The 23,362-nt window shown below is 44.0% G+C and carries 18 protein-coding genes and 4 tRNA genes; 12 read left to right on the top strand and 10 right to left on the bottom strand.

Annotated features, from left to right (window positions below):
• Window positions 1-1,017: a type IX secretion system membrane protein PorP/SprF gene (locus J4N23_RS11650; RefSeq protein ID WP_207427455.1), complete on the top strand. Its 1,017-nt coding sequence runs from the start codon at window positions 1-3 to the stop codon at window positions 1,015-1,017.
• 15 nt (window positions 1,018-1,032) lie between these two features.
• On the opposite strand, the gene rpoN is transcribed toward J4N23_RS11650, so the two are convergent.
• Window positions 1,033-2,511, bottom strand: a complete 1,479-nt coding sequence (gene rpoN / locus J4N23_RS11655; protein ID WP_207427456.1) for an RNA polymerase factor sigma-54 — start codon at window positions 2,509-2,511, stop codon at window positions 1,033-1,035.
• 229 nt (window positions 2,512-2,740) lie between these two features.
• On the opposite strand from rpoN, the gene J4N23_RS11660 reads away from it, so the two are divergent.
• Both J4N23_RS11660 and J4N23_RS11665 read left to right on the top strand, forming a co-directional pair.
• On the top strand, window positions 2,741-3,595 hold the full coding sequence (locus J4N23_RS11660; protein WP_207427457.1) for a pirin family protein: 855 nt from the start codon (window positions 2,741-2,743) through the stop codon (window positions 3,593-3,595).
• Window positions 3,596-3,612: 17 nt separating this feature from the next.
• A complete protein-coding gene (locus tag J4N23_RS11665) occupies window positions 3,613-4,200 on the top strand; it encodes a riboflavin synthase (RefSeq protein WP_207427458.1) in 588 nt (195 codons plus the stop codon).
• A gap of 128 nt (window positions 4,201-4,328) precedes the next feature.
• On the opposite strand, the gene J4N23_RS11670 is transcribed toward J4N23_RS11665, so the two are convergent.
• Together J4N23_RS11670 and hscA are read right to left on the bottom strand one after the other, a co-directional pair.
• Window positions 4,329-5,357, bottom strand: a complete 1,029-nt coding sequence (locus J4N23_RS11670) for a lipopolysaccharide assembly protein LapB (RefSeq protein ID WP_207427460.1) — start codon at window positions 5,355-5,357, stop codon at window positions 4,329-4,331.
• Between the two features lie 98 nt (window positions 5,358-5,455).
• Entirely contained in the window at window positions 5,456-7,303 is a 1,848-nt protein-coding gene (hscA, locus tag J4N23_RS11675; RefSeq protein ID WP_207427461.1) for a Fe-S protein assembly chaperone HscA, read from the bottom strand.
• Window positions 7,304-7,400: 97 nt separating this feature from the next.
• On the opposite strand from hscA, the gene J4N23_RS11680 reads away from it, so the two are divergent.
• From J4N23_RS11680 to J4N23_RS11710, 7 genes are all read left to right on the top strand, one after another.
• The gene (locus tag J4N23_RS11680; RefSeq protein WP_207427462.1) at window positions 7,401-7,670 is read left to right on the top strand and encodes a hypothetical protein; all 270 of its coding nucleotides are present in this window, start codon (window positions 7,401-7,403) and stop codon (window positions 7,668-7,670) included.
• Between the two features lie 204 nt (window positions 7,671-7,874).
• Window positions 7,875-7,984: transfer RNA gene (locus tag J4N23_RS11685), tRNA-Asp, on the top strand.
• A 661-nt stretch (window positions 7,985-8,645) separates the two neighbouring features.
• Window positions 8,646-8,755: transfer RNA gene (locus J4N23_RS11690), tRNA-Asp, on the top strand.
• A 259-nt stretch (window positions 8,756-9,014) separates the two neighbouring features.
• Window positions 9,015-9,124, top strand: a tRNA-Asp gene (locus J4N23_RS11695).
• 258 nt (window positions 9,125-9,382) lie between these two features.
• Window positions 9,383-9,492 (top strand) — tRNA-Asp (locus tag J4N23_RS11700).
• A gap of 991 nt (window positions 9,493-10,483) precedes the next feature.
• Window positions 10,484-11,014 (top strand): hypothetical protein, encoded by a 531-nt coding sequence (locus J4N23_RS11705; RefSeq protein WP_207427463.1) that lies wholly within the window; start codon window positions 10,484-10,486, stop codon window positions 11,012-11,014.
• 131 nt (window positions 11,015-11,145) lie between these two features.
• A complete protein-coding gene (locus J4N23_RS11710) occupies window positions 11,146-12,597 on the top strand; it encodes a right-handed parallel beta-helix repeat-containing protein (protein ID WP_207427464.1) in 1,452 nt (483 codons plus the stop codon).
• Between the two features lie 24 nt (window positions 12,598-12,621).
• On the opposite strand, the gene J4N23_RS11715 is transcribed toward J4N23_RS11710, so the two are convergent.
• The 3 genes from J4N23_RS11715 to J4N23_RS11725 form a co-directional block, all read right to left on the bottom strand.
• Window positions 12,622-14,760: a cation:proton antiporter gene (locus J4N23_RS11715; RefSeq protein WP_207427465.1), complete on the bottom strand. Its 2,139-nt coding sequence runs from the start codon at window positions 14,758-14,760 to the stop codon at window positions 12,622-12,624.
• 16 nt (window positions 14,761-14,776) lie between these two features.
• Complete coding sequence (locus tag J4N23_RS11720; RefSeq protein ID WP_207427466.1) at window positions 14,777-15,337, bottom strand: hypothetical protein; 561 nt, start codon at window positions 15,335-15,337, stop codon at window positions 14,777-14,779.
• 150 nt (window positions 15,338-15,487) lie between these two features.
• Window positions 15,488-16,051: a 2'-5' RNA ligase family protein gene (locus tag J4N23_RS11725; protein WP_207427467.1), complete on the bottom strand. Its 564-nt coding sequence runs from the start codon at window positions 16,049-16,051 to the stop codon at window positions 15,488-15,490.
• Between the two features lie 55 nt (window positions 16,052-16,106).
• Between J4N23_RS11725 and dinB the strand changes: the two genes are divergently transcribed.
• Window positions 16,107-17,300 carry a DNA polymerase IV gene (gene dinB, locus J4N23_RS11730; protein ID WP_370527265.1) on the top strand — a complete coding sequence of 398 codons (1,194 nt, stop codon included), beginning with the start codon at window positions 16,107-16,109 and terminating at the stop codon, window positions 17,298-17,300.
• A gap of 36 nt (window positions 17,301-17,336) precedes the next feature.
• Window positions 17,337-17,828 (top strand): HAD-IIIA family hydrolase, encoded by a 492-nt coding sequence (locus J4N23_RS11735; RefSeq protein ID WP_207427470.1) that lies wholly within the window; start codon window positions 17,337-17,339, stop codon window positions 17,826-17,828.
• 32 nt (window positions 17,829-17,860) lie between these two features.
• Here the strand turns inward: J4N23_RS11735 and J4N23_RS11740 are convergent, their stop codons facing one another.
• From J4N23_RS11740 to J4N23_RS11755, 4 genes are all read right to left on the bottom strand, one after another.
• Entirely contained in the window at window positions 17,861-19,114 is a 1,254-nt protein-coding gene (locus J4N23_RS11740) for a hypothetical protein (RefSeq protein WP_207427472.1), read from the bottom strand.
• Window positions 19,115-19,549: 435 nt separating this feature from the next.
• The gene (gene clpB, locus J4N23_RS11745) at window positions 19,550-22,171 is read right to left on the bottom strand and encodes an ATP-dependent chaperone ClpB (protein WP_207427473.1); all 2,622 of its coding nucleotides are present in this window, start codon (window positions 22,169-22,171) and stop codon (window positions 19,550-19,552) included.
• A gap of 295 nt (window positions 22,172-22,466) precedes the next feature.
• Entirely contained in the window at window positions 22,467-22,883 is a 417-nt protein-coding gene (locus J4N23_RS11750) for a hypothetical protein (protein ID WP_207427474.1), read from the bottom strand.
• Window positions 22,884-22,940: 57 nt separating this feature from the next.
• Window positions 22,941-23,339, bottom strand: a complete 399-nt coding sequence (locus J4N23_RS11755) for an SRPBCC family protein (protein ID WP_207427478.1) — start codon at window positions 23,337-23,339, stop codon at window positions 22,941-22,943.
• Window positions 23,340-23,362 lie beyond the last annotated feature (23 nt).

A 23,362-nucleotide genomic window follows, 5' to 3' on the forward strand; every position in this document is an offset into this window, starting at 1 on the left:
TTGAGATTACTTCTACCCATATTGTTCGCATTATTTCTCGCTGGCTCTGTCCAGGGGCAAGAGCGGCCGCTGTACACCCAATTTATCTTCAATAACTACCTCTGGAATCCTGCAATTACAGGGATTGAAAATTATATCGATGTAAAGGCAGGCCATCGCACGCAGTGGCAGGGCCTGGAAGGCGCCCCCGTCACTAGCTTTGTATCTCTTCACGCTCCCCTCGGTAAGAATTTCCTTTATGGCAATGCCACCTCATTTTCTTCCGATGGAAACAACCGGATGAGCAGGAGTTACACCCAGTATTATCGAGCTTCTGAACCTCACCACGGCATTGGCTTCCATGGAACGTTTGATGAATCAGGGCCGATTAACCAGTTTAATGTAAATGGGACTTATGCGTACCATTTGGGTCTTTCTGAATCATTGAACCTCTCATTGGGGGTTGCAGCTGGTTTGACAAGACATGCATTTAACTCCTCCAATGTAGAACTTGGAGATCCAAGCCGCCCCGATCCTGCAGTGTTAGCTGCTGCTGGGTCAAGGATTAAAGCCGATTTGGGCGCTGGCATTTGGTTTTATGGTTCCAGGTTTTTCTTTGGAGTTTCCGGGCAACAGCTTCTGGGGATCAGACTAACTTCTTCCTCTAATATGGAGTCTGCTTTTGACGATGCCTTGCCGCAATATATCGCTACGGGAGGTGTTAAATTATTTATGTCGGAGGATATTGCAGCCGTTCCCTCGGTATTGCTTGCTAAAACAGCCTCTTCACCAATGGTTTTTGATGCCAATTTAAAGCTTGCTTTTCAGGATAAATTCTGGATAGGGGGAGGGTATCGCCAGGACGACTCTTTTTCAGTCCTTGCAGGATTCAACGTTAGTCACCTGCTCAATTTAAGTTATGCTTATGATTTTACAACTTCCGATTTACAGACGGTAAGCAACGGATCTCATGAAATTATTTTGGGCTTATTGCTGAACAACCGCTACAAGGTGACTTGCCCGCAAAGAAACTGGTAGAGGAAAGAGCTCGGTTTATAGCTCTTTCCTTAACCTCGCTACCGGAATATTCATTGCCTCGCGGTATTTCGCAACCGTTCTTCGGGCAATATTATAACCTTTCTCTTTTAGAATTTCCGCCAACTTCTCATCCGCAAGTGGGTGACGTTTGTCTTCCTTACCGATACATTCCTCCAGGATCTTCTTCACCTCTTTGTTCGAAACCTCTTCACCGCTTTCGGTTTGGATGGCCTCAGAAAAGAATGATTTCAGCAGGAACGTTCCGAACTCAGTCTGAACGTACTTAGAGTTAGCAACCCTGGAAACTGTAGAAATGTCCATGCCGATGCGGTCTGCAATATCCTTCAGGATCATCGGTTTCAGATTGCGCTCATCACCAGTAAGGAAATAATCATACTGATAGTGCATAATAGCATTCATCGTCTTAAGCAAGGTTTGCTGGCGCTGCTTGATGGCGTCGATGAACCATTTTGCAGAATCCAGTTTTTGCTTCACAAACTGGACCGCTTCTTTTAGTTTTTTATCCTTCTGGGATGCCTTATCATAGTGCTCAAACATCTCCTGGTAGGATCGGCTGATGCGAAGTTCAGGAGCATTTTGTGCATTTAGGGTCAATACTAATGTTCCGTCGTTGTTGGAAATATGAAAATCAGGGATGACCTGTAGCTGTTTGGTATTAACCTCACTCGAGTCACCTGGCTTAGGATTTAATTTCAGGATTTCGTTCACCACCTCGCGGAGTTCCTCGGAGTCCATGCCCAGGATCCGCTCCAGCTTATCGTAATGTTTTCTGGTAAACTCATCCAGGTGGTTCTCCACAATTTCGATGGCCTTGTGAATGACCGGGTTGTTCTGATCTTTCTTACGTAACTGGATAAGTAAACACTCCTGCAAATCCCTCGCACCAACTCCTGCTGGCTCGAAGCCTTGGATTACTTTGAGCATTTCCTCTACCTCTTCTTCTTCCGCAAAAACGTTTTGAGAGAAGGCGAGATCATCGATTAAGGACGTGATTGACCGGCGCAGGTAGCCATCGTCATCGAGACTTCCAATAATCTGTTGGCCAATGACGAAGTCTTTATCTGACAAAGGAACCAGGTCCAGCTGTTGCTGAAGATTTTCATAAAACGAGTTTTGAATGGCGATAGGGATTTCCTTTCGATCGTCCTCATCATCACCATTTTGATCGTATTTTGATCCGTATTCGTTAACGTTATCCTCCTGAAGGTAGTCGTCTATATTAAATTCATCGAAATCGTCTCCGCTTTCCTCTCCCTCAAAGTTTGAGTCGTCATCAGGATCCTTATCAGGATACTGCTCCACCGGCTCGTTCATATTCGCTAAGCTCAGATCTTCTAACGCAGGATTTTCCTCTAACTCTTCTTTAATCCGTGCATCTAAGGCCACAGTTGGTACTTGTAGTAATTTGATAAACTGTATCTGCTGTGGAGATAGTTTCTGAAGTAACTTTTGTTGTAAATTCTGTCTTAGCATAAAGTTGTGCCCCAAAAATACATATAAACAAATAAAAAGGGGAACAGCTGGACTGGCAGCTGTTTTTGGTTTACATGTAACACAAGATTAATAAAAAAGATTTAGCAATAGCTTATAAAATATTTAACTGGAGATAGGTCCTTTATACAGAAGCTTTTAAGGTTTTGGATAGTCTGATGTGAATTTTTTTTATGCAGAAACAAAATATTTTTAGATTAATTTATGCTGTATGAGAACAGTAAAAGCGATTCATAATGCCAGTTTTTCCCCTATTGGAGAGCTTATCACGTATACAGCCCTGCCTAACAGATCCATCGATCAGGTTGATCCTTTTCTTTTTCTGAATCACCACGGTCATCAGGTTTATCCTCCTAATAATAATGGACTACCTTTTGGTCCCCATCCACATCGGGGAATGGAAACAGTAACTTTTATCCTTGAAGGAGATATCATGCATCAGGACACCGGAGGGCATCAAAGTGTTATAACGGCAGGAGGTGTTCAATGGATGACTGCAGGGAGGGGACTTATCCATGCTGAGGTATCATCAGACGAGTTCAAGAAGCAGGGGGGAGGATTGGAGATATTACAGCTCTGGCTGAATCTGCCGGCCCGGTTGAAAATGACAGAACCTTTTTATAAGGGGCTGCAAAGTGGAGACATTCCCAAACTTACGCTGGATGATGGTAAGGTGACTCTAAATCTCGTCTCGGGGAATCTGGAAGGCGTACAAGGAGCTTTTGAGTCGCATCTGGACCTCCACTTAAGCACCATATTCTTTAACCGGGGAGGCAGCATTCATCTTACTGTTCCTGAAAATCACAACATCTTTTTCTATGTCATCCGGGGCGAGTTGAGGGTGAATGAAGCGCTTGCGAGCATACATCAGCTGGTAGAGTTTGGAGCGGGTTCAGGAAACTTACAGATCGATGCGATAGACGACAGTATATTACTTTTTGGCCACGCTGAGCCTTTAAATGAGCCACTGGTAGCTCAAGGCCCGTTCGTGATGAATACGCATGAAGAAATAAGGCAAGCCTATGACGATTACCGGCAGGGGAAGTTTGGGAACTGGTCGTTTTAATTATGTAAATTTGACCCATGTTCACTGGCATCATAGAAACCTTGGGAAAGGTTCAGTTTCTTCAATCCGATAAGGGAAACCTCCACATTACGGTAACTTCGCAGATCTCTCAGGAATTAAAGGTAGATCAGTCTGTAGCTCATAACGGCGTTTGTCTCACGGTGGTTTCCGTAAGCGGAAACACGCATACGGTAACCGCTATTCAGGAAACGCTGGATAAGTCGGCGATTGGAAAGCTGAAGGAAGGAGATCTGGTTAATTTGGAGCGTTGTATGCAAATGAATGGGCGACTGGATGGCCACATTGTTCAGGGGCACGTGGATCAGGTGGCTGAGTGCATTGAATTAGAAGAGATGGACGGAAGCTGGCTTTATACATTTCAGTACGATCCGTCGAAAGGGAATGTAACCGTCGAGAAGGGCTCAGTCTGTGTCAACGGGATTAGCCTTACCGTTGTAAACTCTCAGGAGGGACGTTTTTCTGTGGCAATCATTCCCTACACTTACGAGCATACGAACCTGCAAAATGTAAAGCCAGGTACGTCGGTAAATCTGGAGTTTGATATTATTGGTAAATACGTAGCGAGGTTGATGGGCAGAGGATAGTCTGAACTAAAACTGTTCAAGTTCCCGAACCCGCTTCACAACAAAAGGGTAGATCTCTTTATCGGATTTTTCTTCCTTGTAGTTACGTAAGTATAGCTTATAATAGGATTTGGCGTTCTTGTAATCTTTCATCTGGCCATCGTACAAGCGGGCAATACTGTAATTATAACTGTTATACGCCTTGTACTCTGCTGCCTTTTTGTACATCTGAATTGCTTTTGAATATTTTTCCAGCTTTTCGAAGTTCTCCGCCGCTGTTGATAGTAGAGACTAATATTGTCCGAAATGCCATCGTCGATACTCTTGTGAAGATATTCAATACTGTTATTGTAGTCCTTCAGCTTGCTGTAGGCGAGGGCAGTATAATAAAAAGAAATTTCATTGCCCAGCTTTTCCTGTTCCAGCAGGTTATAGGTGTTGATACAGTCCTTAAACTGATTAAGGTGATAGTAGGATTGCGCGAGGATGCTTATGGTCTCGCCTGATTTATCTCCTAACAGTGCCACTGCTCGTTTTGCTACGTCCCGGGCTAACTCTCTTTTTTTCATCCAGTGAGCTATTTTCATCTTTTCCCGGGTAAGCAAAAGATTAAGGGAGTCCGCTGCCAGTGCTACGTCAATCACCGAGTCAGCCTTTTCGAGTTGTTCGTTCGCTCGTAAGGTTCTCGAAAGGTCGTAGGCCACGTCTGGATCGCTAGGCGACAAATAGTTCGCGCGCATGAGGGCTGACAACTGAAGCGCGTTGTCTTTCAACTGCTCGGCAATGAAGGAGAGGCGCTTGTAGACGAAAAAGTTGGTAGAGTCTTGCTCGGTAATCTTCTGATAGTAGGTTTTCGTTAATTGATAATTTCCACGTTTCTCGTTGATCACCGCGAGGTTGTAAAGGACATTTGTATTGGTGGAATCTAGTTCCTGTAAATGTTTGTAGCGCTTTTCGGCCTCCGGCAGGTTCCCAGCCATCATATAGCAGTAGGCAAGTCGGGAAATACTTTTCTGATCTTTTGGGTCGGATGTTCTTTCCAGGTACTCAGCGGCTTCCTTATAGTTTTGAGATTGCAGCAGTTCAAGTAGGTACTCGTTATTTCCACCGGAAGATTGAGCTTGGAGGGTGCTTGTACACAGGGTCAAGAATGTTAGAAGGCTTAGTAAGGTTTTCATAAAAGCTAAGGTAGGAAATATCAACTAATTATTTAGTTAACAGTTCCTGCCTTAACATTTTTTAAGATTTAACCTGGTAGACGCTAAAACCGCTCTATCTATATTGTCTTCCCCTTCATTGCTTGTGCAATGGCCTGATCCATGACACGTTCAGCAAAAGGCCGGGTAAACTCGTTCAGTTCGTCTATTTTTTTATGGATAAGATCCTTGTCGCCAGAGTTCAAAACTTCCTTTAAGTCCTGAATAAATTTCTGGCTATCCGCTATTTCCTGTACAGAGAGATAAGCTCCATTCTTTTCCAGGAACCGCTCCGCCGTATACACCATCTGCTCTCCCTCGGTTCGGGCTTCGATGATCATCCGGTGGGCCACATCATCTTTGGCGTGAGTAATAGAATCGAATAGCATCTTTTCTACTTCCTGGTCTGTAAGCCCGTAAGTTGGTTTTACTTCTACTTCTTGTTTTACTCCAGACCGCAATTCAATAGCCTGTATGGTTAGGATACCATCCGCATTTAATAGGAAGTTGATGTCTACCTTCGGCAGGCCTGCGGGCATCGCCGGAATTCCCTTCAAATCAAATTCTGCAAGTTTTCGATTTTCCTTGACCAGATCACGTTCCCCCTGGAAAACCGATATTTTCATGTTCACCTGACCATCTACGGAGGTGGTGTACTGCCTGCCGGCTTTAGTGGGTACTTTTGAATTTCGCGGGATGATCACGTCCATCAATCCTCCCATGGTTTCTATTCCTAATGAAAGGGGAGTTACGTCGAGTAGTAAAATGTCTTTACGGTTGCCAGCCAGAATATCTGCCTGAATAGCTGCTCCAAGCGCCACCACTTCATCCGGGTTTATTTTATCATGTACCGCTTTCCCAAAAAACTCCGACACTTTGTGCTTCACCAGGGGAGTGCGTGTTGAACCTCCCACCATCACCACTTCATCGATATCCGCCGGACTCAGGCCAGCATCCGTCAAGGCATTCTTGCAAGCCAAAATTGTTTCTTCAACCTTAGGCGCGATCAGCGATTCAAACATTTGCCGCGTAATGGCACACGGTATATCTGCTACTTGATCATTGTACAGGTTTTGGGTGCTTAGCGCTTTTTTAGCTTCCTCAGCCTTTAGGCGTAGCGCTTGCTGCAGTGAGGCATCGGAGGCATGATCTGTCAAATTATTTTGTTCGACCCAGTAATTAACAATTGCACGGTCGAAATCGTCGCCACCTAAAAATGTGTTTCCGTTGGTAGCAAGCACCTCGAAAATGCCGTTTTGGATTTTTAGAATGGAGACGTCGAACGTTCCCCCACCGAGATCGTAGACTGCTATTGTTTTTTCTTCTTCCGGATTTAATCCGATGCCGTAGGCTAAACTAGCAGCAGTCGGCTCGTTTACAATCCTGAGAACATCAAGTCCTGCAAGTTTTCCGGCATCGCGGGTTGCTTGTCGCTGACTGTCGTTGAAGTATGCCGGCACCGTTATAACGGCTCTGTTAACCGGTGTCTTCAGTGCATGTTCCGCCCGTTCTTTCAGCTCTTTCAGAATCAATGATGAAAGTTCTATCGGCGTAAAAAATTTGTCGCCTACTTTTATTTTTACCAGGCTTTCAGAGTTATCATCGATGACCTTGTAAGAGAAGAAATCTTTGTAATTCTCTATATCGTGGTAAGATCGCCCTAACAATCTTTTAACCGAAAAGATGGTGTTCTGTGGATCAGAAATCAGAAATTGCTTGGCTTCGTTTCCTACAACTACGCTTCCATCCGGGTTAAAATGCACCACCGATGGTACTAATAGTCCCTTGCCTGCATCATTAATCACCTGAGGGTTTCCTTCCGGGTTAATAAATGCTACCAGACTGTTGGTGGTTCCAAGATCGATGCCTACAATTATCTCCTCTTTTTGAATTGAGCCTGTTGCGATATTTATTGAAACTTTTGCCATAACAGGCGCAAAGGTACTTAGATTATAGGGATTAGGAAATTAGGGGACTGATATAACTCCGGTATGACAATTGCAGCGGTAGTGAAAACAGACGCCGATGGAAAATCAGGAAAATTTAAATGAACAGCATGGTCGGGTACAAACAGTTCATGCGGAAAATGTAGAGGGTACGTCATTAGAGGATACACAGGATCTGCAGGACCGCTATTCAGACGTGTCAGCAGATGAATCTTCAGCAAGTACTGGAAGCGAGGAGAGGGAAGAGGATAAGGCAATTCCCGGAGTCCACGCCGAAAACATCGAGGGAACTTCAGAAGAGGGAGGAGATACAGCCCGAAGTAGTATAAACATCCCGCGGAGAAGTTGAAACTCGAATAGGACAATGCGGGTGGAGTTTTGAAAGAATCGCAAAAAAGTCACCCTAATTTAAAGGTCTATTAACAATTTAATAATGTGGTACTTTGTTTTTGACTGAAGTGCAAAAACTTCTTTTTTTTCTTATGATATTTGCAAAATATAGACCGGCATTTTATCTTTGTATCAAAGGTTCTTTAACAGGATGTTTTGATACTGTAGGGTGGTGAAACTGGCAGACACACCTCCTTGTCTCGGTGGCGGAGATCATGGGAAATCCAGCAATGGGCTAACCACTCCTTGAAGGTTCGACTCCTTCCCCTACAGCTCCTTTCATATAATTTAGGTTTATAATTGGTTAGTTTGAGCTCTCGCCCATCGAGGGCTTTATTTTTTTAAAAAGATTTTGACTCTCCACAATAAATTCGAATTCAAAAAGTTTAAGAAATTGTAAAGTTGACAATTAAAGCAGCGATTTTTTGTCGTTTGTTCCAATATTGGTACTGAACTTTGCTCTGTGTTTTCGAAATGTTAAAAGTTGTTAATTTTTGTTGAAAAATTTGCAAAAACGATCCAGGTCACCTTATATTTGTACCAGTTCTTTAACAAAGCAACAGATACTGTAGGATGGTGAAACAGGCAGACACACCTCCTTGTCTCGGTGGCGGAGAAATCAGGAAATCCAGCAATGGACTAACTACTCCTTGAAGGTTCGATTCCTTCTCCTACAGCTCCTTTCATATAATTTAGGTTTATAATTGGTTAGTTTGAGCTCTCGCCCATCGAGAGCTTTATTTTTTTTAAATCCCTGGTTAGCTCCCTGTTATTTATCAATCGGTTTATGATTTCTGAATCACTGATATTATTGGCAACAGTATCGTGTTGTTCTTGCGAAACTGATATGAAAAAGTTTTTTTTGTTAAAATATTTGCAAGTTACTATAGAAGTCGTTATGTTTGTATCAGTTCTTTAAAACAGAAATAAATACTGTAGGGTGGTGGAATTGGCAGACACACCTCCTTGTCTCGGTGGCGGAGATTTTGGGAAATCCAGCAATGGGCAAACCACTCCTTGAAGGTTCGACTCCTTCTCCTACAGCTCCTTTCATATAATTTAGGTTTATAATTGGTTAGTTTGAGCTCTCGCCCATCGAGAGCTTTATTTTTTTTTAAATCCCTGGTTAGCTTCCCTGTTATTTATCAATCGGTCTATGATTTCTGAATCACTGATATTATTGGCAATAGTATTGTTTTGTTCTTGCGAAATTGATATGAAAAAGTTTTTTTTGTTAAAATATTTGCAAGTTACTATAGAAGTCGTTATGTTTGTATCAGTTCTTTAAAACAGAAATAAATACTGTAGGGTGGTGGAACTGGCAGACACACCTCCTTGTCTCGGTGGCGGAGATTTTGGAAAATCCAGCAATGGGCAAACCACTCCTTGAAGGTTCGACTCCTTCTCCTACAGCTCCTTTCATATAATTTAGGTTTATAATTGGTTAGTTTGAGCTCTCGCCCATCGAGAGCTTTATTTTTTTTAAATCCCTGGTTAGCTTCCCTGTTATTTATCAATCGGTTTATAATTTCTGAATCACTGATATTATTGGCAACGGTATCATGTTGTTCTTGCGAAACTGATATGAAAAAGTTTTTTTTGTTAAAATATTTGCAAGTTATTATAGAAGTCGTTATGTTTGTATCAGTTCTTTAAAACAGAAATAAATACTGTAGGGTGGTGGAACTGGCAGACACACCTCCTTGTCTCGGTGGCGGAGATTTTGGGAAATCCAGCAATGGGCAAACCACTCCTTGAAGGTTCGACTCCTTCTCCTACAGCTCCTTTCATATATTTAGGTTTATAATTGGTTAGTTTGAGCTCTCGCCCATCGAGAGCTTTTTTATTGTGCGCCCGGCGAGGCGTAATTTTTTCCAGGAGATCTAAGTCCTCTATCGGCTGGGCAGGGGGATTATTTGCTGAACAGCAGGGGGCGGGCGGTTCGAAATCCGAAGGAAGTTGAAGATACATCGCTGGTCTGACGAACGGAAACCGTATAGGAGAGTCGTGACGGATAAGACGCCACTACTATAAGGTTCAAAAACAAATATTTCTACTTCGTCCAAAGAACTTCTTCTTAGTTTTTTAAGCGTCAGCCTTCGGTACTGCCTTGAGCCGCAGGATATTCAAACGAGGTGTATTCAGTTTCTTTCAATTTGTATTTTCGACAGACAGAATTATAATTGATTGTTTACGTGTTATATTAGAGGCTCGAATGTGACTTGCCCCCCAAAAAAAAGGTGTTTGAACACTTAAGGGGGTAGGAATATTTTCATTTCGTCTCTCCAGTCCGAATTAACTGCCTGATCGTTGCACTTCTGCTGTCCCGACCTTGTTTTATCTGCCCCGTCTCCTAGCCCGAGCTGGTCCAAGTCTCGGCCAAGTTCCCTATGTCTCTCCGTTGATTCCGCATCGAGTCCACATTGAGTCCACTTTTTTGCGGAAAAGGGTGGACTCATCCTGGATCCTTAGCCGAGTGAAGGCAGGGTGATAGGAGGTTTGGATGGGAGCTAGGAGTGACTGGATAGGGAGCTGAGGCAGAAGTACCTGCTCGGCAAAAACGCTATAAGTCTTTTTTCCGGCGCAGCGTTGCTTGTTGTATCGCCTTAAAGATTATTTCGCCGTTAATCTTCTCAACATTTTGACTATCAAACTTTTGGTCGGGAACACTTGCGGAATGAGCCTGGCGACTCAGGTCTCTTCTTTATTGTGGCTAGCTTTTTGCTTAAGAAGGTGCGGCTTTAGGGCCGTTATAATTAAATATCTAACACTATGGAAAACAGAACAAATTCTGGTCACATGCTGACCGCGATGTTCAGAGACAGAGAAAGTGCGGAACGTGCTTACAATTCTTTAATCAACAAGGGTTACAGTCAGGACGAAATCTCCGTGATGATGTCTGATGAAACCCGTACGAGGGAATTTGAAAAATCCGATAAAGACTCCAGCCTGGGCAACAAAGCAATGGAAGGAGCCGGAGCCGGTTCTGCTATTGGTGGAACAGCAGGTGCAATCATCGGTGCAATTGCAGCTATTGGTACAGCTGTGGCAATTCCGGGATTGGGGCTGGTAGTTGCAGGACCGCTAGCCGCTGGTTTGGCGGGAGCAGGTGCTGGCGGACTAACCGGCGGAATAATTGGAGCCTTGATTGGTTCAGGCATTCCTGAAGAACACGCAAGGGAATACGAGTCTGGAATCAAAGAAGGTGGAATAGTTTTAGGTGTACACCCGCGCAGCACAGAAGATGCTCAGTATCTGGAGCGGGAATGGGAAAATAGCCGTGCAGAAGTAATTCACCGCTAGAATTTCTTTCTTATTATAAAACCTTTCGAAGGTTGCCAGTTGGATCCCAAGATCCAGTGGCAACCTTTTTTTGTCTGTACGATGAAATAACTTGTTGTAACAAAGACGTCTAAACTCTCGTAAAGCTGATCATGTGTGAGAGTTTAGGAAGGGTGAACCACTTTTTCGCCTTTATTTTTCTTGTTTTTCTCTTTTCCTGTAAAAAGGATTCAGAAGTTATGGTAGCGGTGGCAGAACCTTCAACGGAAGAAACGCCTAGTGCAAATGACCATACTTCAGCTGCGGTCGTAATTTCAAGTACCACTCCTGATAAAAGAGCAGAACTGCAGGATCTTATTAATAAATCAGCTGCCAGTAAACAAGCTTTGTATTTGCCAGCAGGCCGTTTTATTATTTCCAACGAACTTCTTATACCCTCCAATACGACCATCGTAGGGAAGGGCGCTTCTACTGAGATCATTCTTACCGATGGCATCGCTGCTAAGAGAAATGTTTTTAGGATTACTTCCGGAAGTAGTAATATTAAGTTAAAGGATCTGAAATTAAATGCGAATCAGCCAGGCAACATCGGAGCAGACCTGGTCGCCCTGTTTGTGCATGACCGAGTAGCGGGTCTCGATTTTGAAAATGTTACGTTTGAAGGAGGAAGAGACCGTGGGGTGGTACAGATAAAAGGATTGAATGCTACTCCCGTTACCGATATAAAGTTCTTAAGCTGCACTTTTCCCTTAGCGGGAAGAACCTCCATTGAGCTTCGGGGAACCAAGAACGTGACGATTAATAAGTGCGTGTTCTCCAATTGGGGAACTCAAAATCCTAATTCTCCAGCTATTCAACTTCAGAGTCAGGAAAATATCAATGTTCAGATTTTTGAAAATACGTTTAATAATACCAAAGGGATTCAGTTTGCTATTGAATGTGCTGCAGCCTACGTAAGTGATTCTAAAATCACAAATAACAAACTTAACGACCCGCAAAACCGCGGGGGCAACGGTATTTCTGGTTATTTTAAAAATACTGAGATCAGTAATAATGTGCTGACTGGCGGCAATGGAAACCAGAGAAGTGGTCTTGAGATATTTGGGAGCAATAATCGCTTATTGAACAATACAATATCCGCCGGACTCATCGCGATTTCTCCGGGTTTTTCAGAAGATGGTACTAATGTACTTATCCAGGGAAATAGTGTGAAGTCTAAGGGCCAAAATGCTTCTGGCATCCTAATGGGCAACGGAGGCTATAACCTGAATAATATCCGGGTAGTAGGCAATTCTATTGATACCAGATCTGCCACCGGTAATTCTTCCGGAATAGTTGTTGGTACTTACGGCGCGCGCCGGGTAGTAAACAATATCACTGTCGAAGGAAACACAATCTGGTCGAATGCATTTTGCATTCGTCTGGAGTCTTTACCGGGTAGCTCCGATATTTTTCTTAGGAAAAACCTTTGTAAAGCTGGAATGAGCTGGCTAGGCATTGTAACGAATACTTTTAGCAATGTACAAGCGTCGGGTAACACTAAGGAAATGGCTGAGAAGGGCGTGATATACAGTACCAGTATGGCTCCAATCTCTGAGAACTGAAGCCATTGGTATACGCCGTATTTCTTAAATTCTTCTGAATAAGCGTTTCAGGAATGACCCGGCTTTATTAACCACATTGATCTTATCGGAGATCGTCTCGATGAATGTTTCTCCTCCCAGCATGTCTGTTTCCATTTGTTTCGGGTATAGGATAATAAAGCTGTTGTTTGTCAGGTAGTTAGAAAGATAGTAGGGGAGCTTCTCGAGCTGCTCTACATAGGAAATGTGCCCTTTACGGGAAGAGATAATCCAAAACAGGTCGTTTTGCTTCAGTTCTCTGCTGAAGATCAGGAAGTCGTCCCAATTGTGGAAAGGCTTGCAGTCGACCTTAACAGAGCTGGAGCTAAAATGATTCTTCAGATGCTCGAGGGCCTCATTTGCTGCGTAAAACACTATAGGTAGTCCAGCTTCTTTGGCAATTGTTCCCAGCTTATTCAGCCAGTGAACAAATCCCGGTTCTGATTCAGCGTGGGGCGGTACAGCTACAACCATCCGCTTTAAGGTATTGAAGGGCTGAATGGACTTATATATGAAAATCGTCTCGCTTGTTCTTTCAAGGATTCGCTCAGCAACGGGTCCTAAGAAATCTTCCTGATTCGAATTTTGATGCAACCCGATCAGCACATCGCTGATGTTTTGCTCTTTGATCGTATAGGTGATTCCGTTGCTGATGTTCATGTCAAAGCGGGTCAGCGGGATCAAGGTATTCTCTGTGGCAGAAGCATGCTTCAAAGCCCTGTCGATCATTTTCTTTCCTACTGCCAAACTTTTATCACTGTCCGTTTCATCACTGATCACATGAAGGGCATAAACTGGTATATCGCTTTTTTTAGGTTTCAGCAATAAGCCGAAGTCCACCAGCTCAGCTACGGTGTCAGGGTAGGCCAGCGAGATCAGAATCTTTTGATTTGATTTACCATCCTCAACCACTGCGTCTTCTTCTTTTAAGGCAATTTTTTGGGATGCTTTTTCAACCGTAAAAGAGCTGATTGTACAGGTTATTAAAATCATTAGGATGGTGCCGTTCAATACGTCTTCTGAAAGAAGCCTGATCGGTTCACCAGTAGCGGTTTCTGCAAGAATTGTGTTGTAACCCACCAGTACAACTGCCAATGAAGCGCCGACCCGTGCCGTGCTCAGTCCAAAAATTAGTTGCCGGTCGCTGCTGCTGAGTTTGAATGATTTTTGGGTGAGCCAGGCTGCTATGTACTTGGAAAGCACGGCCACTGTTATCATCACCGCTGCCACTTTTATCGCCCCGAGCCCTTTAAACAGGACACTAATGTCCACTAGCATTCCCACCCCAATCAGGAAGAATGGGATAAAAAAGGCATTCCCAACAAAATCAATGCGGTTCATGAGGGGTGATACGTGAGGGATGAAGCGGTTTAAGGCAAGTCCCGACAAAAAAGCTCCTACAATAGCCTCCAATCCCGCAACCTCAGCTAGGAAAGAACCAAGGAAGACCATGGCGAGTACGAAAATGTACTGCGAAATATTATCATCAAACTGTTTGAAGAACCACCTGGCGATAAGGGGAAAACCAAGGAATATGATAACTCCAAATATTGCGCAGCTCACCACCAATCGGAGCCAGAAAGCTGCACCTATTTCTCCCTGGGTCATTCCGGTAACCACCGCAAGCACTAAAAGTGACAGGATATCCGTAATGATAGTTCCTCCAATAGTGAGGGTAACAGCCTTCATGCGTGTTATTCCGTACTTGCTTACAATTGGGTAAGCTAGTAGCGTATGTGCCGATAGCATACTCGCCAATAGCACTGCTGAAGGAATGCTGAACTTCAGAATGTAATATGCTGCAGCTGTTCCCAAGATGATTGGCACCAGGAAGGTAAACAAACCAAAAACCAAGCTTTTAACTCTTGTTTTCCGGAACTCTTCCATGTCAATTTCCAGCCCGGCAGTGAACATGATGTAGATTAAGCCCACCGTGCCGAAAAGTACGATACTGCTGTCACGGAGCAGGAGATTGAAGCCATACGGACCAATAATTACACCGGCCAGAATTAGGCCTATGATGTGCGGAACCTTTATCTTGTTAAACAAAATTGGCGAAAACAAGATGATAAAAAGCACCAGCGAAAAAATAACCACAGGATTTTTAAGCGGCAGAGAGAAGTCCAGTTCTGTAAGTAAAATCATATCAGGCTTTCTCTTGCTATTTCGACAATTCTACCGAATAAACTATTGTACACCCTTCCTCCCTTGTTATCTCTCTTCGGCCCTCCATGCGGGTAGGATTAGTTAGATGCAGTTGCACAACCATCTCAGTACTTTGTTGGGGCTCTTCCGTGGCAGGTTGGGCGGTAAGATTGAGGGTTGTTCCATTATAGATTCCGGAATATAAGCGAACCAGTTTATTATTTACCATCGCCCGGGCTACAACTTTCTGATTTTCGTAAGCGATAACCCATTCCTCATTTTTTGTGTCTCCAATGGCGGAACTAGGACAAGTGGTGTTAATACATACCATATGAACCTTCCATCTTCCCGGAAGGTCGGCGCTGTAAACGGAAGTATCGGCTTTGATTTTGCTGCTATCGGCTTTTGCCAGCTCCTGTTCCTTCAATTGCAAGTTTTTCTCTCGAAGAATCAGTTCCTGTTCTTTTTTTTCAAGTTCTGCTTCTTTCTTTTCAAGCTCCTTTTCTCTCTTTCCATCGTTGCAGGCGAGCAGAAGAAACAATGGAAGAAGCAGGTAGTAGATAAATCCTAAACGCATCTTTTCTAATTTATCCGGTGAAACCGGTGATGAAACAGCTGATTGTTTAAATAGACAGTAATTACAGGAACTATGTTTATTTAAATTTTATGGTCGATCGCTAAAATAGGAATTTTAGTGAATACTGACAGGTGAGCGGTAGGATGTGGTTCAGAACAGTGTTAACTCAGTGGGCCTGCACAAGGGAAATTGTGCAAAGGTGTTCCACCTTCTTCCATCATGCTTCAATAAGCTAAATTGCTCTACATCAAAACTTCGTTTGAACTTGCGGTTTTTGAATTCTTCCCATATTGTCTTAAAAGTGCCAGGATTAACATCACGATAAGCAATAGTTATATGCGGATGAAAGGATGTGTTCCCTTTCATTTCGGGCACGTCTACCTGGTTTTGATAAAATACTTTCGAAACGTCCTTCTGCAGATTAGCGATAGCCGGGGATTTAGGGGTATTAATAAAAAGCGTTTTGTTGTTGAACGAATCGAAGTTCTCTAATTGTAGGGGAAATGGAGCGTGACTCGCACCAATTGGTTTCAGAAGCTTTATCAGTCGGCTCTCTTCGCTAGCTGCTACATCCAGCGGACGATAAAGTGTGATATGCACAGGTGGTTTTAGAGCAGCAAAGACTTGATACTTGACGGAAATTTCCTTTCTGATCTCGTCAATCTCTTCGGCTAGACGGGGGGGAGGCAGGATGGCTGTAAGGTACAGGGGCATAGTTGCAAAACTAGCATTAAATACTAACTGTTTTAGTATTTCAGTATATTTGTACGTGAAGAATGAGAAGCGGCATATTGTTCATATCGACCTCGATTCCTTTTTTGTATCGGTGGAGCGACTGAAAGAACCTTCTCTGAACGGACGACCGGTGCTGATTGGAGGAAGTTCGGACAGAGGAGTGGTTTCTTCCTGCAGCTATGAAGCCCGCAAGTTTGGTGTCCATTCTGCTATGCCTGTAAAAAAAGCCTTACAACTTTGTCCCCAGGCCACTGTCGTTAAGGGCGACTATTCTTCCTACTCTAAAGCGTCGGCTGCGGTAACGCAGATCATCCGCGAAAGCGTTCCCTTATTTGAAAAGACATCTATTGACGAGTTTTATATCGACCTGACCGGAACAGACCAGTTTTTTGGCTGCTACAGATTGGCATCTGAATTAAGGCAGAAGGTGATGAGGGAAACTGGATTGCCTATTTCTTTTGGACTTTCTTCCAATAAAACAGTTTCAAAAGTTGCTACCGGCCAGGCGAAGCCAAACGGTCAGTTGTATGTGGAGCACGGACAGGAAAAGGCCTTTCTTGCGCCCTTGCCTGTGGGGAAGATTCCGATGATTGGCGAACGGGCTTGCGAGATCCTTCGCAGTATCGGGATAATGACCGTGGGCCAGCTCCAGAACGAGAGCAAGAGCAATTTGGAAAGGCATTTCGGTCGGATGGGAATGGTCATGTGGAATAAGGCAAACGGGATCGACAATTCTCCTGTCGTTCCTTATCACGAGCGCAAGTCTATATCGAGCGAACATACGTTTGAAAAGGACATCACTCATCCGGAGTACATGGAACCGCTGTTGGTTTCCATGCTCGAACAGCTCACTTACAAGCTTCGGAACGATGGAAAGTCGGCAGCGTGCCTTACGGTAAAAATTCGCTACTCGAATTTTGAGACGTTCACCCAACAGGTAACAGTGGCGCCAACTCAGGCCGACAATCTTTTGATTCCAGCTTTGAAAACACTTTTCAAAAAGGCTTATCAGAAGGGGAGGCCGGTGAGGCTTATCGGCGTCCGCCTAAGTAACCTTTCGGAGGGTAATATACAGCCGGGATTGTTTGATGATTACGAGAAGACAAGCAAGCTGTATCAGGCGCTCGACGCGCTGAATAATCGTTACGGCTCCAAAACAATCTCCCGGGCCTCCACCATGGGTATCTCTGCGAGGTCTTTCAATCCCTTCAGCGGAAGCGAAGAATAGGGTGTTTAATTGCTTCTTATATTGTAGTTTTGGGCAATGGAACAGAACAAAGCAGTATTTCTAGACCGAGACGGAGTTTTGAACAAGGAACTGGGAGATTATGTGTGCAATTTTGACGATTTCAAGATTCTGGAGCATAACTTCAAACCGCTCAAGGAACTGCAGGACAGAGGCTACATGTTGATTGTAATCACAAATCAAGGCGGGGTAGCGAAGGGCTGGTATTCAGAGGAAACGCTTGGCCAGATGCATCAACATTTGAAAGATACCTACGCCTACCATGGCATTCATATCACCGACATCTATTACTGTCGCCACCACCCTCAATATAATGGGAATTGCCTCTGCCGGAAGCCTGGGTCTATTATGCTTGAAAAAGCCATTGCACGATTCAATATCGACAAGAAACAAGCTTATTTTATCGGTGATCGTGAAAGAGATGTACTGGCGGGTGAAGCGGCGGGAATCAAGGGAATCTTAATCAATTCAGACCAGCCACTGGATGAAGTGTTGCATCTGATTGGATAGCAGATCCTATAGTCTCACTTTAAGCCAATTCCTTAAGGTTTTCTTTTTTTGCTCAGATAATAGTTGAGGTTGATACTGACAGTATTGTTGTGGAGCGCGAAGGTGTCGTAGGAAGCGTACGAAAAGGCCCTGTTGAAGTTTAAGCAGAGTTCTACTTTTTCTTTAAAAGTAAACCCGGCATTGAAGGGAATGGAATAAATAAGTCTGTTCCTGTAGCCGATGTTTTCACTGTTGTGAATATTTCGATACCAGGTGGTCGTTGTTTTTCTGCTAAAGCTATTTTCTTGATAATGATAGATGTTTACTCCCGCTCCAAATCCTGCGAACCATTTAAGTGTCGAGGTATTGTAGAAATTATATTGGAAGGTAGGCAGAAAGGACAGCGCTAAAATTTTTGTAGAGTGCTGTGCAGGTTCACGTTTAGTAGTAGATTCAAGCTGAAGAATTGAGCTTTCCAACCTAACAAACGTCTTTCTTATATTCCTGTGTTTGTACCAGTTTAATCCGATACTAAGTCCGGGGGTGATAGCGCCAGAATGGCTAGTCCCTCTTTCTGCAAGGTAATGGTCGCCGGTGTACATTAAATGATTGTAAGTAGCTTTGCCGCCCACATAGAAGCTTACTGCTTTGCGACTCTTCGTCTTTTTTTCGACGCTAGCTACCTTCTCTGGTTCTAACCCACGTAAAATGCTTACGAGGTCTTTTTCATTATAGGAGACGGAACTAACTTTATTTAATAAATCATAGCTTTTCAAACCTACCCTTTCAGCGGTATTCAGCAGTTCGTATACATACTCTTTCCTCGATTTAATTATGTTATTTACCCTATAATAAAGAATTACTAATTCCCTGGGAGTCTGCTCAATTCTATCGGAGATATAAAATCTCTCCTTGATTTTATCCTTGTAGGAATATAAACTGATGTTGTCTCCCTTCCAAAGCCTTTTTAGTAACACTAAACTCTTGATACGAGTGGTATCAACGGTGGACTGGAGATTCTGATACTCAGTGCCTCCCTGACTTATGCTAACTTCATGTCTCTCATAAATTTCCATTCCCGAAACTTCAACAGACTGTAAATCCGCAATTTGAAACATTTTCAATGTCGATTTGTCGGGAGTTTTAGAAAATGAAATCTTCGTCGGGTTATGGTTCCATTCTTTGTAATCTACAAAGCCCTGAAGTGTTTCTCCGTTATTAAGAACAATACTAGCGGGTGTAAGATTAACCTGAGCGATACCAAGCGCTGGGATTAGAAGCGAGAGAAAAAGTAAAACCTTTTGCATTGTGATAGGGTGAAGGTGCTAAATTAATTTATTGTTACGGGATTCTAAAGAAAGACACGAGGCTTTTGTTATAAGAGTTGTGGAGGTTTGATGTTTCTTGTGGTTCAATCCAGCCCCTTTATTTCTACGGCCGCTACCCCCTCCACGTCAATAGGCTCTGCCTGGCCTTCTTACTTTTCTTAGACGGGGAGCCTGATACCATTCTTTGTAGTTGATATAACCTTTAATGGTGTTGCTCTATAAGTGCTAAGTAAACCACTTTTATGATTAGATTGAGAAGAACTTAGAACCGAGGTGATTGCCAGAAAAACTGAGAAAAGGAGCCTCATGACTATGAGATTCGGGCCTAATTATTCAGAACATGGGAATAAAAAAACCGCTAGCCTTGTAGGTTAGCGGTTTTTCTATTCTTAAGCCATAGCGCAGGTCTGAACCTTACACCCCGGCTTCTTCTAACTTATCCTTGTTTAAAAACACAAACTTGTGGTCAAAAACATCGAGTAAAATGCGGCTTTCCTTGTCAACTTTACCAGCAAGAATCTCTTTCGACAATTCGTTCAAGATCCGTTTCTGAATCACTCTTTTTAGCGGACGAGCTCCGAATTGAGGATCGTAGCCAAGTTGAGCTAGCCAGTCCAGTGCATCTTCTGAAGCCTCAATTTCAATTCCCATGTCAGCAAGTGTTTGCTGCACCTGCTTAAACTGAAGGCTTACAATATCCCGGAGCTCGTTGCGGTTCAACGGTGTAAACATGATCAGTTCGTCAATTCTGTTCAAAAACTCGGGGCGAATTGTTTGTTTCAAGAGTTCGAACAGCTGATTCTTCGTTCTGGCCACCACTTCCTCGCGATTGTCCTCGTCAAGGCCACTAAAGTTCTCTTGGATCAGGTGCGAACCGATGTTAGAGGTCATGATAATGATCGTATTTTTGAAGTTCACCACACGTCCTTTATTGTCGGTTAAACGACCATCGTCTAACACTTGAAGCAAGATGTTAAACACATCCGGATGCGCCTTCTCAATCTCATCCAACAGAATCACACTATACGGTTTCCTCCGGACAGCCTCCGTTAATTGACCGCCTTCATCATAACCAACATATCCCGGAGGCGCTCCAATCAGTCTGGATACGGCGTGACGTTCCTGGTACTCACTCATGTCAATGCGTACCATTGAGTGTTCGTCGTTAAACAGAAACTCTGCCAGCGCCTTCGCCAACTCCGTTTTACCCACACCAGTAGTTCCAAGAAAAATGAAAGAGCCGATAGGTTTACGCTTGTCGTGCAGACCCGCCCGAGAACGACGGATCGCATCAGAAATAGCTTCGATCGCTTCTTCCTGTCCCGCAACTCGCTTATGAAGTTCTTCTTCCAGGTGTAACAGCTTCTCGCGTTCACTTTGGATCATCTTAGTCACGGGAATACCAGTCCAGCGGGAAACAACGCCGGCAATATCTTCAGAAGTAACCTCTTCTTTAAGCATGCGGTTGCCGTCCGACTGCTTCTCCTGAAGCTCTTTTTTCAAACGCTCTACCTTATCCTGCGACTCTTTGATCTTTCCGTATCGTAACTCGGCAACGCGACCGTAATCGCCGGCTCGTTCTGCCTGTTCAGCTTCAAGCTTGTAGTTTTCAATTTGCTCAACTTCGGTGTTGATCGCATCGACGAGGTCTTTTTCAGCCTGCCATGCAGCTCTCAAGGAGTCGCGATCCGCAGAAAGATTTGCTATTTCTGCAGAAAGCTCCGCCACTTTCTTTTCATCATTCTCGCGTTTGATCGCCTCGCGTTCAATTTCAAGCTGCATTATCTTCCGTTGCAGCTCATCTACTGCTTCCGGAACGGAGTCCATCTCCAGACGCAGTTTCGAAGCCGCCTCATCCATCAGGTCAATCGCCTTATCGGGCAAGAACCTATCAGAAATATAGCGCTGCGATAGCTCAACAGCAGCAATGATTGCCTCATCCTTAATCCTTACTTTGTGATGGGTCTCGTACCGCTCCTTTAATCCCCGAAGAATAGAGATCGCATCCTGGGTATCGGGCTCATCCACCATCACCTTCTGGAATCGGCGCTCTAAAGCTTTATCTTTTTCTAAGTATTTTTGGTACTCGTTCAGCGTAGTGGCGCCTATTGCACGCAACTCACCACGCGCCAAGGCGGGCTTCAGGATGTTTGCGGCATCCATCGCGCCTTCACCTCCGCCACCAGCACCAACCAGTGTATGGATCTCATCAATAAACAAGATGATTTCACCGTCGCTTTGCGTAACCTCTTTTACAACTGCTTTCAGCCGCTCCTCAAACTCACCCTTATATTTAGCACCTGCAATCAGGGCTCCCATATCCAGCGAGTATACTACTTTGCTCTTTAAATTTTCGGGAACGTCGCCTTTGATAATCCTGAACGCAATGCCCTCTGCAATGGCAGTTTTACCCACACCCGGCTCACCAATCAGGATCGGATTATTCTTGGTACGGCGCGACAGGATTTGGATAACTCTCCTGATCTCCTCGTCGCGGCCAATGACCGGGTCAAGTTTTCCGGACTCGGCGAACTCATTCAGATTGCGGGCATACTTATTCAAGGCATTGTAAGTCGCTTCAGCGTTCTGATCCGTCACCTTGTTATCGCCTCGTAATTCAGTAATTGCTTTTTTAAGGTCTTTCTCGGTAACTCCGGCATCCTTCAACATACCACTGGTTTTGTCGCCGGCATTCAAGATCCCCAGCAGGATGTGCTCTACTGAAACAAACTCATCTTTAAACTCCTTCAAATATCCCTGAGCTTTCACCAGCGCAGCATTTGCAGAAGAGGATAGATAGATATTGCTACCGCTAACTTTCGGATAGCTTTGTATTTCCGCGTCTAACACCGTATTCAAACGGTTGACGTTTACGTTCAATTTCTTCAATAGGTAGTTGACTACATTTTCATCAACCAAGAGCAACCCCTTCAACAAATGCGCGTTCTCTATAGCCTGTTGCTGATTCCCAACCGCTATATCCGAAGCCTTCTGGATGGCTTCCTGTGCTTTGATTGTAAAATTATTCAAGTTCATAACGCTGTTTGTTGAACAAATCTTTTGCCACTCAGCATCAGGGCGTTCAATAAGAAAAAATGGCGTTTGAATTTAAAAAGGGGTGACGAAAAGTCGGTGCTAAATAGATACTTCCGGAAAAAATGGCTTGAAAAGGGATTTGAAAACGGCCGCCCCTGCTTTCTTCAGCTACGGTCCCGCTTTCCCTCCAAGTCCTCATCCCAAACTCAGAAGTCCACGCTTCATTGCGGGCTTTCCGTCCAATCGGGTTTAGATAAGAAGTGGAGCTGCTTCCTACAGCGTTCGCGAAGGGGCGTTAATCAAAAATAATTACTTCTGGTCCTGATTTTTTTGCGATGTGACAAGTGCACTTGCCTCCTGTAATCACAAACTCAGCGGTTTTGGTTTGCTTTGTAAGCGGATGGCGAGCCGACACATCGATGATATCACCTTCTGTCCGCAAAATGTTTTTATCTGCATCCGTTGCTATCGGGTAAAAATTATCGGGGAAACTGCTTTTATGCGCTACTGCAGAAGTTGGTTTTTCTGTCCTTCGAATAACCGCAGAGAAATCTTCTACTTGCACCAGGTCTCCTGATTGGTTTTTAAACTGCACTGTTACGGCAGCAAACTGCTGAGTACACATCATGTTCTCGCATTGCTCCTGAGTAATGACGTCATTGCAGGAAGTTAGGATGGTGGCTAATGCAAGGGTCAGGAAAGTCAATTTCATAAAACTAATTTCTATTAGTTACGCAAATTTGCCTTTCACCGCTACAGTGCTGTAGGATTACTGTAAAATCGACTTTAAGCTAGCTGTTTGCTGATTCGCAAGTTTTTGAAGAGGGCCGCTGGCCATCATCTTCATCATCATGTTTAGCTCAGCAGAAAAGGTAAGAATTGCTTCGGTGGTATTGTTACCCAGGTCAGCCACTACCCAACGGATATCAACATTGAAAGGAACTTCCTGGTCAGGCGAAATGATGATCGTTGAATTCGGAACGCGGTTAGTAATGCGCAAGGCAAGGTTGGCCATACCCTGAACAGTGAAACTCGCGGTATCCTGTGTCGATGCCCAGTTACTCACCGTGTCAGGCATTAATCTTTGGTGGTTGTTAAAATCAGAGAGAAAGCTGTAAACTTCAGCAACAGGTTTATTGATTTCTACTTTGCTTTCAAATACTGTCATGGTGAACGTTTTACCCTATAAGG

Origin of the sequence: Pedobacter sp. SYSU D00535 (genome assembly GCF_017355855.1) — a bacterium.
In the GTDB taxonomy this organism is placed as follows: domain Bacteria; phylum Bacteroidota; class Bacteroidia; order Sphingobacteriales; family Sphingobacteriaceae; genus Desertivirga.

What these genes read in the sequence shown, in the direction of transcription:
- J4N23_RS11670 (WP_207427460.1), bottom strand. Translation starts at nt 5,357, where the DNA reads ATGAAAACCTTACTAAGCCTTCTAACATTCTTGACCCTGTGTACAAGC.
- J4N23_RS11725 (WP_207427467.1), bottom strand. Translation starts at nt 16,051, where the DNA reads ATGCCCCTGTACCTTACAGCCATCCTGCCTCCCCCCCGTCTAGCCGAA.
- clpB (WP_207427473.1), bottom strand. Translation starts at nt 22,171, where the DNA reads ATGAACTTGAATAATTTTACAATCAAAGCACAGGAAGCCATCCAGAAG.
- rpoN (WP_207427456.1), bottom strand. Translation starts at nt 2,511, where the DNA reads ATGCTAAGACAGAATTTACAACAAAAGTTACTTCAGAAACTATCTCCA.
- hscA (WP_207427461.1), bottom strand. Translation starts at nt 7,303, where the DNA reads ATGGCAAAAGTTTCAATAAATATCGCAACAGGCTCAATTCAAAAAGAG.
- J4N23_RS11660 (WP_207427457.1), top strand. Translation starts at nt 2,741, where the DNA reads ATGAGAACAGTAAAAGCGATTCATAATGCCAGTTTTTCCCCTATTGGA.
- J4N23_RS11715 (WP_207427465.1), bottom strand. Translation starts at nt 14,760, where the DNA reads ATGATTTTACTTACAGAACTGGACTTCTCTCTGCCGCTTAAAAATCCT.
- J4N23_RS11665 (WP_207427458.1), top strand. Translation starts at nt 3,613, where the DNA reads ATGTTCACTGGCATCATAGAAACCTTGGGAAAGGTTCAGTTTCTTCAA.
- J4N23_RS11740 (WP_207427472.1), bottom strand. Translation starts at nt 19,114, where the DNA reads ATGCAAAAGGTTTTACTTTTTCTCTCGCTTCTAATCCCAGCGCTTGGT.
- J4N23_RS11705 (WP_207427463.1), top strand. Translation starts at nt 10,484, where the DNA reads ATGGAAAACAGAACAAATTCTGGTCACATGCTGACCGCGATGTTCAGA.
- J4N23_RS11755 (WP_207427478.1), bottom strand. Translation starts at nt 23,339, where the DNA reads ATGACAGTATTTGAAAGCAAAGTAGAAATCAATAAACCTGTTGCTGAA.
- J4N23_RS11680 (WP_207427462.1), top strand. Translation starts at nt 7,401, where the DNA reads ATGGAAAATCAGGAAAATTTAAATGAACAGCATGGTCGGGTACAAACA.
- J4N23_RS11720 (WP_207427466.1), bottom strand. Translation starts at nt 15,337, where the DNA reads ATGCGTTTAGGATTTATCTACTACCTGCTTCTTCCATTGTTTCTTCTG.
- J4N23_RS11735 (WP_207427470.1), top strand. Translation starts at nt 17,337, where the DNA reads ATGGAACAGAACAAAGCAGTATTTCTAGACCGAGACGGAGTTTTGAAC.
- J4N23_RS11750 (WP_207427474.1), bottom strand. Translation starts at nt 22,883, where the DNA reads ATGAAATTGACTTTCCTGACCCTTGCATTAGCCACCATCCTAACTTCC.
- J4N23_RS11710 (WP_207427464.1), top strand. Translation starts at nt 11,146, where the DNA reads ATGTGTGAGAGTTTAGGAAGGGTGAACCACTTTTTCGCCTTTATTTTT.